We start from the raw sequence: 13,238 nt of genomic DNA, 5'->3' as shown, positions 1-13,238 counted from the left end.
AAAATGATAGAAGTCTTTAAAAATATCAACCCATTTATCCTCGGACTACTCATCAGCCTGGGCATTGGCCTTATTCTTGGGCTGGAACGTGAATACGATAAATTGAAGGAAGAACAAGGCTTTGCAGGTATAAGAACCTTCCCAATTGTTGCCATTATTGGTTTTATATTGGGAAATCTTTCCACAACCTATACACCTTGGTTGGTCATTATCATTGCGGCAGCATTTCTTTTGTTTCTGTCTTTGAGTCATCTTTCCATAGTACAAAAGCATATTATGACTGGTATTACCACCAATATGGCATTATTCGCTACTTTGATTTTGGGTGTTATGGTTGCTAATCATTTGCATAAGGAAGCAGTTGCTACTGCGGTTATCATAGTTACTCTGTTATCATTGAAAACAACCTTTAATACCTTCATTAAAAATATTACTTCCGAAGAGCTTTTCGCCTTTATTAAGTTTTCAATTATTGCGCTTCTTATTTTGCCTTTCTTACCAAATCAAGATTATGGTCCAGAGGGATTGCTTAACCCTTTTGAGATTGGAGCCATCATAGTGATAGTGTCATTTCTGAATTTCATTGGTTACTTTCTTGTAAAATATGTAGGTTCTAAACGTGGTATTCTGCTCACTGCTATTTTAGGCGGATTGATTTCAAGTACCGCAGTAGCTTGGATATATGCTTCGCGAAGTAAGGAATCGCCAGAACTTTCAAAAGAATATGCTGCGGGTATCATTATAGCTTCCGCAATTATGTTTCCCAGACTTGCGATTCTGGCCTATATTTTCAATAGTGCCATACTTTTAAATTTAGTCATTCCATTTACTATTCTTACCCTTATCTGCTTGATAAGCGCACTCTTATTCATCAAAAAGAATACAGATGTCACAAAAACAGCTATCAATCTGGGTAATCCGCTCAATATTTGGAACGCTCTTGGGTTTGGTGGTATTTATGTGGTCATCCTGTTTGCAGTTTTTTATGGAAATCAATTTTTTGGCGAAAGCGGTTTATACTATTCAGCCCTAATTGCAGGATTGGCAGATACGGATGCGATAACTATTAGTATGGCAAAATTTGGGTCATTGGAAGAAAAACTCACGCTGGCCACCAATGTCATTATAACAGCAACCATAAGCAATATGATTGTAAAACTTGGTATTACCTATTTCAAAGGTTCAAAAAAGACCGGGAAACTCGTGATGCTAATTTTTGGAACTGTTGTCATCGTAGGGTTAGTATATATTTTAATACAGTTAGGAAATTAAAAAAAGTGAAATGAAAACAACAGTATTCAGCACGCATAAGTTTGAAGAGCCGTATCTCGTAAAAGCGAATGATGGCAAGCATCAATTAAAGCTGCTTGAAAGTCGTTTAACTCAAGAAACAGCTATTCTCGCAACGGGTTCTAAAGCAGTAAGTCTATTTACGGGCGATGATGCCTCGGCACACATTCTTGAAAAATTCAATGCTTTTGGCGTAAAATATATTGCTCTGCGTTCAGCAGGATTCAATCACGTGAATTTAGCAAAAGCAGCTGAACTGGATATGAAGGTGGCACGTGTTCCAGCCTATTCCCCTTATGCCATTGCAGAGCATACAATGGCGCTCATACTTGCATTAAACCGAAAATTGATTAAAGCACACAACAGGGTACGTGACCAGAATTTCTCATTGAACGGTCTTACCGGTTTCGACCTCAATGGAAAAACCGTCGGCGTTATCGGGACTGGAAAAATTGGGTCTGTATTGGTAAAAATACTACACGGTTTTGGTTGTAAAATACTTGTTCAGGATGTCATTGTGGATGAAAATTTAATCAATTCCTACAATGTAATCTATACCAATTGTGAAACTATTTGTAAGCAGTCCGATATCATAAGCTTACACGTACCACTAACGTCTTCAACGAAACACTTGATTGATGCAAAACATATTTCATTAATGAAGCAAGGCGTAATGCTTATCAATACAAGTCGTGGAGGATTGGTCGATACCAAAGCTGTTATCGAAGGATTGAAAACTAAAAAAATTGGGTATTTCGGAATAGATGTGTATGAGGAAGAAGAAGGATTGTTCTTTGAAGACCATTCCGATGACATTTTGCAAGACGATGTGATTGCCCGATTAATGACCTTCAACAATGTTTTGATAACCAGTCATCAGGCCTTTTTAACCGAAACTGCATTGACAAATATTGCTGAAACCACAATATATAATCTGGATTGTTTTGAAAAAGGCAAAGTTTCAGGAAACGAAGTTTCTTGATTAAGAAGCAAAAAATAGTAGTAACACTTAAATCTTAAAATTATGAATCGAGTAAAAAATAAAGTAGCCATTGTCACAGGAGGTGCCTCTGGTCTAGGTAAATCAAGTGCTATTTTATTAGCACGTGAAGGAGCAAAAATCGTTGTTACAGATATAGATGAAGAAGATGGAAAAAAGGTAGTCCAACAAATCAAAGCTAACGGTGGGGAGGCTATATTCATTAAACAAGATGTATCCAAGGAAGATGAATGGAAAAATGTCATTGAGACCACGCTCAAAACTTTCGGAAAATTACACATATTAGCTAATTCTGCCGGAATAGGATTAGGTGGAACTGTAGAAGAAGTTACCCTTGAAGATTGGAAAAACCTAATAGATGTAAACCTAAATGGCACTTTTTTAGGTACTCAATATGGTATAAAGGGTATGAAGGAAACTGGAGAAGGTGGTTCCATCATCAACTTCTCTTCCATTGAAGGACTTATCGGTGACCCTAACCTACCTGCTTATAACGCAAGCAAAGGCGGTGTTACCATATTCACGAAATCTGCTGCCCTGCATTGTGCAAGACAAGGCTACGGAATCCGTATCAATTCTATACATCCTGCTTATATCTGGACACCAATGGTAGAAAATTTTCTGAAAGCTCAAGGTAATGTAGAAGAAGGCAAAAAGCAATTAGAAAGTTTGCATCCTGTTGGCCATTTGGGAGAGCCTGATGATATAGGCTATGGAGTCGTCTATTTAGCTTCGGATGAATCCAAGTTTATGACGGGTTCTGAATTGGTAATCGATGGTGGCTATACCGCACAATAACAAACTACCCTAAAACAAAAAATTATGAAAAACATACTTGTACCTACCGATTTCTCTGAAAACTGTACTAAAGCTGCACATCTCGGGATTAAAATGGCAAAAACATACAATGCAGAAATACACTTTCTACATCAAATGACAACACCTGTGGATTGGGTAAAATTAGACAAACTTAAAGAAAAGCGTTATCGAGAAACCTTAAAGCAGATAGGTGCTGCAAAGGCTAATTTACGTGAACTCGAAAAAATAGCGGAACACGAAGGTCTTAAATGCCGAACCTTTCTTCAGTTCGATTCAGGACAAAAAGATATTCTGGAACATTCTGGCCATTTTCATCACGATTTTATTATAACTGGCAGTAGAGGAACAAAGGGTCGAGTGAGGGAAATAACTGGCAGCAATGTTGAGAAAATTGTCCGAAAGGCCAATGCCCCGATTATTGTGGTAAAAGAGGATGAAGTAGCGTTTCCTTTTAAGAATATTCTATTTGTCTCTTCTTTTGAAGAAGATGTGAGTCATCCGTTTCAAGCTGTGCTTTCCATAGCTGAAAAATGTGATGCTAAAATTCATTTGTTACGCATTAATACAGAAACAGACTTTAATAGTATCAACGCTGGATTAAACCCTGTCAAGCTATTTCTTGAAAAGTTTCCCACCTTAAAAAACTTTTCTATGAACGTTCACAACGAATCGTCAGTAGAAGAAGGTATCAATACATTTCTAAAACATCAGCCAGCAGATTTAATTGCGATGAGTACCCACGGAAAGACAGGATTTTTGAGCCTATTTTCAAAAAGTATAGCCGAAGGTGTAACCAATCATTCAGAACTTCCTGTAATGACCATACATATTAAAAAATGAAACATCCAATCAACATAGTAAAATATTCGGGCGACGTGGTAGCCTTTGATGTGGATAAACTTATCCATTCCTTAAGACGTGCACAAGCTAGTGAAGAATTGATTCAGCAAATTGTTGAGCAAGTTGAAAACAAAATATATGAAGGTATTACCACTAAAAAAATCTACCAAATGGCATTTAAAATACTTAAAAGCAAATCACGTGTAAGTGCTTCAAAGTATAAGCTCAAAAAAGCATTGATGGAATTAGGTCCTTCTGGTTTTCCTTTTGAAAAGTTAGTAGGCAAACTATTGGCGCACGAAGGATTTTCAACACAGGTTGGTGTCATAGTTCAAGGTAATTGCGTTCAGCACGAAATAGATGTGATAGCGCAAAAAGATAACCAACATTATATGATTGAATGTAAATACCATAGTGACCAAGGAAGGACTTGTAATGTAAAAATTCCGCTCTATATCCAGTCTAGATTTTTGGATGTAAAAGCAAAATGGGAACATCAAAAAGGGCACGAAACTAAACTTCATAAGGGAGGTGTATATACCAATACACGATTTACCACCGATGCTGTGCAATATGGTAAATGCGTAGGATTATTATTGACGAGTTGGGATTACCCGATGGGAAACGGTTTAAAAGACAGAATAGACAAGTTGGGACTACACCCTTTAACGGCATTGACTACCCTGTCCAAAGCCGAAAAAACAAAGTTATTAGATGAAGGTATTGTGCTCTGCAAAGAACTTCACGAAAAACCTGCGTTATTGGAACAAATAGGAATTGATAAAAAAAGACACAAAAAGATTTTAGAAGATTCAGAAGAGCTATGTAAAAGCACTTAAGGATTACTAATATAAAAGTTGAACAACCTTAAAACAAAACTTATGAAGACAGATGAACTACAAAAACAGAACAGTATAGATTTCGAACCATTTTACCAAGTCTTGGAAGATGATACCAAATTGCTGGAAGAGGCTTTTGAAACAGTTTTGGAGATGGTAAGTACCGACCCAAAAGTTGCCAAGAAAATAGCGCAACTTATTAAAAAAGATTTCCAAGGCTTATATAAGCAAGTTGTGGCTTTATCCACAACTGAAAAAGACCAAGGTAACGCCCCTTCTTGTTGTGGCGGCAACTAACTCGTGGATACTCTATTGGAGTAATATTATATATAATGACTTAAAAACGACTACAAATGAAGAACAATAAAATAAACATCCACTTTTTGGGCGCCGCAGGTACAGTAACCGGCTCAAAATATTTAGTGGATACAGGAAATAAAAAAATACTGATAGACTGCGGACTTTTTCAAGGGTTAAAAGAATTGCGACTCAAAAACTGGGAATACCCACCTGTGGAAGTTTCAGAAATCGATATGGTTTTGCTAACACACGGTCATTTGGACCATACTGGATATCTGCCAAGGTTGGTTAAGCAAGGATTTAAGGGTTCCATTTATGGTACTAATCCCACGTTGGATATTGCTAAAATCATCTTGAATGATAGTGCGAAAATTCAGGAACAGGAAGCCGAACGTGCCAATAAGGAAGGTTATTCAAAGCATAGCCCAGCAGAACCACTCTACGATTTAAAAGATGTAGAAAAAACCATTCCACATTTTAAGGGTATTCCACAAGCACAATGGATTCCGTTATTTGATGGTATCAGAGCTCGTTTCCAATATAACGGACATATTTTGGGTGCAACTTACATTGAGTTGGATGTGCACGGAAAACGGTTTGTTTTTTCAGGAGATATTGGAAGAACCAATGATTTATTGCTTTATCCACCTCTGAAACCCAAAAAAGCAGATGTGCTTTTCATTGAATCCACTTATGGAGGAAGATTACATCCCGACGAATCGGAAGCACTTCCGCAGATTGAAAAGTTGGTTAACGACACTATCAACAGAGGTGGCAGCCTTTTTGTCCCAAGCTTTTCAGTAGAACGTGCCCAACTGATGATGCTTATTTTTTGGAAATTATTGAAAGAAAAGAAAATCCCAAAAGTACAAATGATAATGGACAGCCCAATGGGAGCGAGTGTATTGGAGTTGTTTCATCGTACAAGAGATTGGCACAGGTTGGAAGACAATGAATGTGATGAAATGTGTTCACATTTCACGGTCGTAAGCAGTTATCGGGAAACTATGGAGTTACGAACAGACGACAAACCAAAAATCGTAATTGCAGGAAGTGGAATGCTTACTGGTGGCAGAATGCTCAATTACCTTGAAACACAAGCACAAAACCCAAACAACACTTTGCTTTTTGTAGGATATCAAGCTGAAGGCACTCGTGGAAGAAAGCTATTGGAAGGCGAAAAAGAATTAAAAGTCTATGGGAAAACGGTATCCTTTCAAATGGAAGTAGCCGAAATTCAAGGTCTCTCTGCACACGCAGACCACGCTGAATTAATTGATTGGATGAGCAAAATAAAAAATAAGCCAGCGCGAATTTTTATTGTGCACGGAGAAAAAGAAAGTGCAGAAGCATTACAGAAAGGCATAATGGAAACTTACGATTGGGATGCTGAAATCCCACAGCTTTATAGCATCGAAGAAATTAAATAGGTTGTAAAAATCACAAAAAATGAAAGCTATGGCAAAACACTCAAATATCCTAAAATATAAACATCTCGGCATTTATACCCAAAACGAAAACGTGGTCTATATGAAGGAAGATTGTCACGTATGTATTTCCGAAGGTTTTGAAGCACTCACAAGAATAAGGATATCAAAGGCAACCCATTCAATTGTAGCAAGCCTCAACATTATAAATTCAGATATGCTGTTGCCCAACGAAATTGGACTATCAGATGCAGCTGCAAAAAAGCTAAATGTTTCAGACAATGACACCCTGTACGTTTCACATTTAGAACCTATTGAATCGTTAAGCCACGTTAGGGCCAAAATCTACAATCAAAAACTGGATTATAAGGCTTATAACGAGATTATAACCGATATCGTTGAAGGCGATTATTCCAATATCCATCTTTCGGCATTTATTACAGCCTGTGCTGGTGACCGATTGGATATTGACGAAATATCTGACCTTACCAAAGCAATGATAGCCTCTGGTGAACAACTGAATTGGGACAAAGAAATTGTGGTAGATAAGCATTGTATTGGTGGATTACCTGGGAATAGAACCACACCATTAGTGGTTGCCATTGTCGCTGCTTATGGGCTTACAATGCCAAAAACTTCATCACGAGCCATTACTTCGCCAGCAGGCACAGCAGATACTATGGAAGTATTGACCAATGTGACACTTTCTTTAGAAGAAATAAAGTACGTAGTGGAAAAAGAAGGTGGGTGTATTGTGTGGGGCGGAACAGCACAATTAAGCCCAGCGGATGATGTGCTTATTAAAATTGAAAAAGCCTTGGATATTGATAGTGAAGGGCAGCTTATCGCTTCGGTACTTTCGAAAAAAGCTGCGGCAGGTTCCACACACGTTGTCATAGACATTCCCGTGGGAGAAACTGCAAAAGTTAGAAGTGCAGAAATGGCTGAAAAACTTAAGAATCATATGGAAACGGTAGGCAACGCTGTTGGGCTAAATGTGAAAGTAGTTATTACAGATGGTAAGCAGCCCGTTGGAAGAGGAATTGGCCCCACTTTAGAAGCCATCGATATATTAAAGGTTTTAAAAAATGAAGATGATGCACCAATCGACTTAATGGAAAGAGCTTTGCTTTTGGCTGGCGAACTATTGGAACTTTCGGGGAAAGTCGGAAAAGGTAAAGGAACAGAAACCGCCAAAGAAGTACTTAAGTCTGGTCAGGCTTATAAAAAATTCCTTGCCATTTGTAATGCGCAAGGTCGCTTTTCAAAACCTGTTTTAGCACCCTATAAAACCGAAATTAGAGCAGAAAACTCTGGGATTTTAAAGTGCATAGATAATAGAAAGATAGCAAAACTTGCAAAACTTTCGGGAGCACCTAAATCAAAATCCGCAGGGATTCTTTTGAATGTCCATTTAAATGAAAAGATTGAAAAAGATCAATTGTTATATACCATATACGCAGAATCTAAAGGCGAGCTGAACTATGCTTTAGAATACAAAAATTATCACAATAACATATTAACCATAACTTAAAAACAGACACGATGAAAACGATATTATTCAGCCTTCCCGGAAACGAAGAACTTACAGCACTTATGGCAAAAAAAATGGATGCTGAAATTGGAAAAGCAACCTTGCGAAACTTTCCTGATGGAGAATCCTATACACGTATCTTATCTGATGTAAAGGATAAATGTGTTGTACTGATTTGCACCTTGCACGAACCAGACGAAAAATTGTTGCCACTTTATTTTTTAAGTCATACTGCCAAATCATTAGGAGCAATGTGTACGTGCTTGGTAGCACCCTATCTCGCCTATATGCGGCAGGACAAAATTTTCAATGAAGGCGAAGGTGTTACTTCTGGTTTTTTCGGAAAACTGATTTCAGGTTTTGCCGATAGCATTACCACGGTTGACCCACATCTACATAGAATTAGCTCTTTAGGGGAAGTATATCAAATTCCTAATAAAGTCATTCACGCAGCTGATGCTATTTCAGATTGGATAAAGGAAAACATCGAAAACCCAGTACTTATTGGCCCAGATTCAGAAAGTGAACAATGGGTTTCTGAAGTTGCAAAAAAAGCAGGAGCACCATTTACGGTATTACAAAAAGTGCGTCACGGCGACCGTAATGTGGAAGTCTCTGTTCCAGATGTAGAAAAATACAAGAATGCCACACCCATTTTAGTGGATGACATCATTTCAACTGCACGTACAATGATTGAAACGGTAAAGCATTTAAAAAAGGCCGGAATGAAGCCGCCTATATGTGTTGGTATTCACGCAGTATTTTCAGGTAATGCCTATCAGGATTTGTTGGATTCAGGAGTAGAAAAAATAGTGACCTGCAATACCATTCCACACCCTTCAAATGCTATTGATTTAAGCGATATACTGGCAAAAGAAGTAATGAAATTAATGCATCATATATGAGAAAACGAGTTTTCATAGTACTAGTCATATTATTCAGCATTACAATGACTGGACAAAATGAAATGCTTATTGGGCAGATTTCTGATAGACTTGTCGTTAGGGAGAATTTTGATGAAGAAGGTGCTTTTCTCAACAAGCAAACTTTTGATGCTGGTAAAACAATAGAGAAAAATGGATATTTTGAAATTGAGGTAATCACAGAATTATTTGACAAAGACAAAAAATCCACCGACAAATATACAACGACCTATCGCTGTAAGCCAAATGAAGCCAGTGTGATGGTAATGGCATTTCCATTTTCAAACCCAAAATCAAAAGAAACAGAAATCAATACCACTTCTATAAATTTTAAAGAGCTGTATGATTTAGAAAACTTGGAAGATATAGAACTGGAAATGAGTTTTGACTCGGGCTTATTAAACTTTTTTGGTTCAAAAAGTATCATAAAGATTTATGATCGAAAACTAGAGAGCAACAAAAATAATATTAATTCAAAAATCAATATTAAGGCCTATGCTTGGGGAATTCGCATTAAGCAACTCGACTATAAGGTTAACGAGAAATTAAATGGAAAAGGTTTATTGACCTTTCAGAAATTTACCGAAGCAGATAACAGTTATTTTACAGTGACTTATAAATAAAAACAAATGAAAAATTACGATACACTTTCAGAAACTATGGCGCATTTACAGAAAAAAGGATATACCGTCGATTTTAATTTAAAGACTGAACATCTGGAATGCAATGCCTTAAAATTGAAATTACATCCAGAAGATTTTGATGTTGATGAGATGCACCGTTTTGAAGGTATGAGCAGTACCGATGACAACAGCGTCCTTTATGCCATTTCATCCAAAAATGGGATTAAGGGTCTTTTGGTAGATGCCTATGGCGTCTATGCCGAAAATATCTCGGAAGCAATGAGAAAGAAATTACGATAACACTTAAACAATACTATAATGGAAAATCACAATCACGACAAAATGGATCATTCAAAAATGAAACACAACAAAGAAGACCATTCAAAAATGGATCATTCCAAAATGAAAAAGGGTGGTGGAGACCATTCTGGTCATAATCCGGGTCACGGACAAATGGGTCACGATCATCATAAAATGATGATTGCAGACTTTAGAAAACGGTTCTGGGTAACGCTAGTCCTAACAATTCCAATCTTGTTCTTCTCGCCAATGATTCAAGATTTTTTTGGATATGAGTTCTTACTTCCAGGAAATCCTTATGTACTGTTTGCACTCTCTACCATTGTATATTTCTATGGTGGCTGGCCTTTTCTTAAGGGTTTTGTTTCCGAAGTAAAGAATGGTGCACCAGGAATGATGACGCTAATTTCTATGGCAATAAGTGTCGCTTATTTCTATAGTTCTGCAACCGTTTTTGGTTTAGAAGGTGTTGATTTCTTTTGGGAACTGGCAACTCTAATCGCAATTATGCTTGTAGGTCATTGGATAGAAATGAAAAGTGTCCTCGGTGCATCAAAAGCTTTACAACTTTTAGTAAGTATGATGCCGGCCGAAGCTCACAGAGTGAATGGCGACACTATTGAAGATATTTCACTCGAAGATTTATTAAAAGATGATGTAATATTGGTAAAGCCGGGAGAGAAAGTTCCTGCCGATGGAATTATTATTGAAGGCTCAAGCTATTTAAACGAGTCTATGTTGACGGGAGAGTCAAAACCTGTAAAAAAAGATGAAAATGATAAAGTAATTGGAGGTTCGGTAAACGGCAATGGTAGTATAAAAGTAAAAGTAGAGCATACGGGTAAAGACAGCTATCTCAACAAAGTTATCACAATGGTGGAGGAAGCACAAAAGACCAAGTCCAAAATGCAAAACCTTTCCGATAGGGCTGCAAAATGGCTGACCTATATTGCGCTGGCTATTGGTTTTGGTACGTTAGCAGTTTGGTTGATTTTAGGCTTTCCATTTGTCTATGCTTTAGAAAGAATGGTTACAGTTATGGTCATTGCCTGTCCACACGCTTTAGGACTTGCCATACCATTGGTAGTTGCAATCTCTACATCGGTATCTGCACAAAACGGATTGTTGATTCGTAATAGAACTGCATTTGAAGAATCACGTAAAATTTCAGTCCTGCTTTTTGATAAAACGGGAACGCTAACCAAAGGGGATTTTGGCGTGACACGCATCGAATCTGTAAATGAAGCGTATTCAACCGAAGAAATTTTACGACTGTCCAGTGCTTTGGAACAGAGTTCAGAACATCCTATTGCTGTAGGTATTATTAAGAGAGTTAAAGAAGACAATATTACCATCCCAAAACCCGAAAACTTCAATGCAATTACTGGTAAAGGCGTAGAGGCAAATGTAGAAGGCAAACAAGTAAAAGTGGTTAGTCCTGGTTATTTAAGGGATGAAAAAATTACTATTCCTGAAGATGCGTATAGTGATGCTGCTGAAACTGTTGTATTCATATTAATTGATGGACAGCTAGCAGGATACATTGCCCTTGCTGATGAAATAAGACCAGAATCTGCCGAAGCTATTAGAATATTCAAAAAGAACAATATCAAAGTCTTGATGGCTACAGGCGATAATGAACAAACAGCTAAAGCAGTTAGCGATAAGCTTGGCCTAGATGGCTATTATGCAGAAGTGTTACCCCACCAAAAAGTAGAAATCGTTAAAGAATTGCAAGGGAAGGACGAATTTGTGGCAATGACAGGAGATGGGGTAAACGACGCCCCCGCTTTAGCACAGGCAAACGTGGGTATTGCAGTAGGTTCTGGAACAGATGTGGCGGCGGAAACCGCAGATATTATTTTGGTAAATAGCAATCCACAAGATATTGCCAACTTAATATTATTTGGAAAGGCTACCTATAATAAAATGATTCAAAATCTAATCTGGGCAACAGGTTATAATGTAATAGCGATTCCACTAGCGGCTGGTGTACTATATTCTTCAGGCTTTGTTTTAGGGCCAGCAGTAGGAGCTGTATTAATGAGTTTGAGTACCATTATAGTGGCCATTAATGCGCAATTATTGAAGCGGAAAATTGGTAAAAAATAAATGGAAAGAAAAGAAAAACTCAACAGGATATTTTTAATCCTGTTGAGTTTGTTTGTAGTGATGTTGGGCTATGGTATATTATTGCCAACCCTTCCTTACTATACCGAAAGATTAGCTTTAAAAGACAATCTTGACACCGACCTTATCAATTTCCATATTGGATTGCTCACAAGCATTTATCCATTTTTTCAGTTACTATTCGTAGTGGTTTGGGGAAAACTATCGGACAGATACGGCAGGAAACCTATTATCATTTGTGGACTAATCGGTTTTGTAATTATGCAATTACTTACTGGCCTAGCCACATCCTTGACAATGCTATATATTGCTCGAATTTTTGGTGGAATTTTTACGTCATCAGTTATTCCAGTTAGCAATGCATATTTAAGTGATATTACATCTGAAAAACGTAGAACAAAAATAATGGCCTGGTCTGGTGTTGCCATTAGCTCTGGTGTTATTTTCGGCCCTGTCATTGGCGGCTTTTTATCCCAAACTGACATTCATATAAGATATTCTATAGGTCTGCTACATTTAGACCGATTTTCAGTCCCCTTTTTATTCGTTGCCATACTAGGATTAATTGTCCTTTTCGTTGTGATGAAATGGCTAAAGAACACCGCTCGTGTAGATAAGTTCACTACAAAAAAAGTAAGCTTGCGTTTCACATTTACTAAATATTTTATCGTATTACTGGTATTATCCTTTGTCATTCAATTTGTAGTGACCTTGTTTGAAACTGTCTTTTCAATCTATGGCAAAGATGAATTAGGATTTAACAGTAATCAAGTCGGTATTGGATTTATGCTATGTGGTTCAATAATGGCTGTTTTACAACCCGTGTTCGCTACTTACGGAGAGAGGTTTTTATCCACAAAGAAACAAATTGCTCTAGGGCTATTTATATCTGGACTATCCTTAATAGCCTTTCCATTTTTTAATAATGAAATTTTGGTCTATGCATTAATCATTGTTTTTGCTGCTGGAGGTGCTATGGTGACACCAAATTTACTTTCTGCGGTTTCATTAATATCAAAAAAGAATACTGGCAGGAACATCTCTATTCAGAGCTCGACCAATAGCATTGGTCAGATTCTAGGCCCCGTTTTAGGAACGTGGCTAATTACAGGTGGTTTTTACTATCCTTTCATTATTGCCGGAATCATTGTTTTGGTTGCTATTAGCACTCTATTTTTTCTTAAAAATCCGCCATAAAATACATACGTATTAC

13 protein-coding genes are annotated in these 13,238 nt (G+C 37.4%); all 13 read left to right on the top strand.

The genetic code is table 11. The features are described from left to right. Window positions 1-3 precede the first annotated feature (3 nt). From AC0UBM_RS10545 to AC0UBM_RS10485, 13 genes are read left to right on the top strand one after another with little or no spacing between them, the layout of a single operon-like run. Window positions 4-1,272 carry an MgtC/SapB family protein gene (locus AC0UBM_RS10545; protein WP_475688602.1) on the top strand — a complete coding sequence of 423 codons (1,269 nt, stop codon included), beginning with the start codon at window positions 4-6 and terminating at the stop codon, window positions 1,270-1,272. 10 nt (window positions 1,273-1,282) lie between these two features. After that, entirely contained in the window at window positions 1,283-2,272 is a 990-nt protein-coding gene (locus tag AC0UBM_RS10540; RefSeq protein ID WP_475688601.1) for a 2-hydroxyacid dehydrogenase, read from the top strand. Window positions 2,273-2,314: 42 nt separating this feature from the next. Further along, window positions 2,315-3,088, top strand: coding sequence for an SDR family oxidoreductase (locus AC0UBM_RS10535; protein ID WP_026813297.1), 774 nt, complete (start codon window positions 2,315-2,317; stop codon window positions 3,086-3,088). Window positions 3,089-3,112: 24 nt separating this feature from the next. Next, window positions 3,113-3,949: a universal stress protein gene (locus AC0UBM_RS10530; RefSeq protein WP_475688600.1), complete on the top strand. Its 837-nt coding sequence runs from the start codon at window positions 3,113-3,115 to the stop codon at window positions 3,947-3,949. Then, a complete protein-coding gene (locus tag AC0UBM_RS10525) occupies window positions 3,946-4,788 on the top strand; it encodes an ATP cone domain-containing protein (RefSeq protein ID WP_475688599.1) in 843 nt (280 codons plus the stop codon). The genes AC0UBM_RS10530 and AC0UBM_RS10525 overlap by 4 nt, the downstream gene beginning before the upstream one ends. Before the next feature lie 42 nt (window positions 4,789-4,830). Then, the gene (locus tag AC0UBM_RS10520; RefSeq protein ID WP_475688598.1) at window positions 4,831-5,085 is read left to right on the top strand and encodes a hypothetical protein; all 255 of its coding nucleotides are present in this window, start codon (window positions 4,831-4,833) and stop codon (window positions 5,083-5,085) included. Window positions 5,086-5,141: 56 nt separating this feature from the next. Further along, entirely contained in the window at window positions 5,142-6,518 is a 1,377-nt protein-coding gene (locus AC0UBM_RS10515; protein WP_475688597.1) for an MBL fold metallo-hydrolase RNA specificity domain-containing protein, read from the top strand. 28 nt (window positions 6,519-6,546) lie between these two features. Next, a complete protein-coding gene (locus AC0UBM_RS10510) occupies window positions 6,547-8,049 on the top strand; it encodes a thymidine phosphorylase family protein (protein WP_475688596.1) in 1,503 nt (500 codons plus the stop codon). 11 nt (window positions 8,050-8,060) lie between these two features. Next, window positions 8,061-8,954 carry a ribose-phosphate pyrophosphokinase gene (locus AC0UBM_RS10505; protein WP_475688595.1) on the top strand — a complete coding sequence of 298 codons (894 nt, stop codon included), beginning with the start codon at window positions 8,061-8,063 and terminating at the stop codon, window positions 8,952-8,954. A gap of 44 nt (window positions 8,955-8,998) precedes the next feature. After that, entirely contained in the window at window positions 8,999-9,595 is a 597-nt protein-coding gene (locus AC0UBM_RS10500) for a hypothetical protein (RefSeq protein WP_475688594.1), read from the top strand. 6 nt (window positions 9,596-9,601) lie between these two features. Then, on the top strand, window positions 9,602-9,895 hold the full coding sequence (locus AC0UBM_RS10495) for a phosphoribosylpyrophosphate synthetase (protein WP_475688593.1): 294 nt from the start codon (window positions 9,602-9,604) through the stop codon (window positions 9,893-9,895). Between the two features lie 18 nt (window positions 9,896-9,913). Further along, entirely contained in the window at window positions 9,914-12,007 is a 2,094-nt protein-coding gene (locus tag AC0UBM_RS10490) for a copper-translocating P-type ATPase (protein WP_475688592.1), read from the top strand. Beyond that, window positions 12,008-13,222: an MFS transporter gene (locus AC0UBM_RS10485; RefSeq protein ID WP_475688591.1), complete on the top strand. Its 1,215-nt coding sequence runs from the start codon at window positions 12,008-12,010 to the stop codon at window positions 13,220-13,222. Window positions 13,223-13,238: the final 16 nt, after the last annotated feature.

The organism is Formosa sp. F44, assembly GCF_056238645.1.
The sequence above is the reverse complement of the archived record's forward strand: the minus strand, read 5'-3'. Positions and strand labels throughout refer to the sequence as shown.

Bases quoted from the DNA above. Each gene is read 5' to 3' on its own strand.
- AC0UBM_RS10535 (WP_026813297.1), top strand. From the start codon at position 2,315: ATGAATCGAGTAAAAAATAAAGTAGCCATTGTCACAGGAGGTGCCTCT.
- AC0UBM_RS10520 (WP_475688598.1), top strand. From the start codon at position 4,831: ATGAAGACAGATGAACTACAAAAACAGAACAGTATAGATTTCGAACCA.
- AC0UBM_RS10545 (WP_475688602.1), top strand. From the start codon at position 4: ATGATAGAAGTCTTTAAAAATATCAACCCATTTATCCTCGGACTACTC.
- AC0UBM_RS10490 (WP_475688592.1), top strand. From the start codon at position 9,914: ATGGAAAATCACAATCACGACAAAATGGATCATTCAAAAATGAAACAC.
- AC0UBM_RS10530 (WP_475688600.1), top strand. From the start codon at position 3,113: ATGAAAAACATACTTGTACCTACCGATTTCTCTGAAAACTGTACTAAA.
- AC0UBM_RS10500 (WP_475688594.1), top strand. From the start codon at position 8,999: ATGACTGGACAAAATGAAATGCTTATTGGGCAGATTTCTGATAGACTT.
- AC0UBM_RS10495 (WP_475688593.1), top strand. From the start codon at position 9,602: ATGAAAAATTACGATACACTTTCAGAAACTATGGCGCATTTACAGAAA.
- AC0UBM_RS10525 (WP_475688599.1), top strand. From the start codon at position 3,946: ATGAAACATCCAATCAACATAGTAAAATATTCGGGCGACGTGGTAGCC.
- AC0UBM_RS10540 (WP_475688601.1), top strand. From the start codon at position 1,283: ATGAAAACAACAGTATTCAGCACGCATAAGTTTGAAGAGCCGTATCTC.
- AC0UBM_RS10515 (WP_475688597.1), top strand. From the start codon at position 5,142: ATGAAGAACAATAAAATAAACATCCACTTTTTGGGCGCCGCAGGTACA.
- AC0UBM_RS10510 (WP_475688596.1), top strand. From the start codon at position 6,547: ATGGCAAAACACTCAAATATCCTAAAATATAAACATCTCGGCATTTAT.
- AC0UBM_RS10505 (WP_475688595.1), top strand. From the start codon at position 8,061: ATGAAAACGATATTATTCAGCCTTCCCGGAAACGAAGAACTTACAGCA.
- AC0UBM_RS10485 (WP_475688591.1), top strand. From the start codon at position 12,008: ATGGAAAGAAAAGAAAAACTCAACAGGATATTTTTAATCCTGTTGAGT.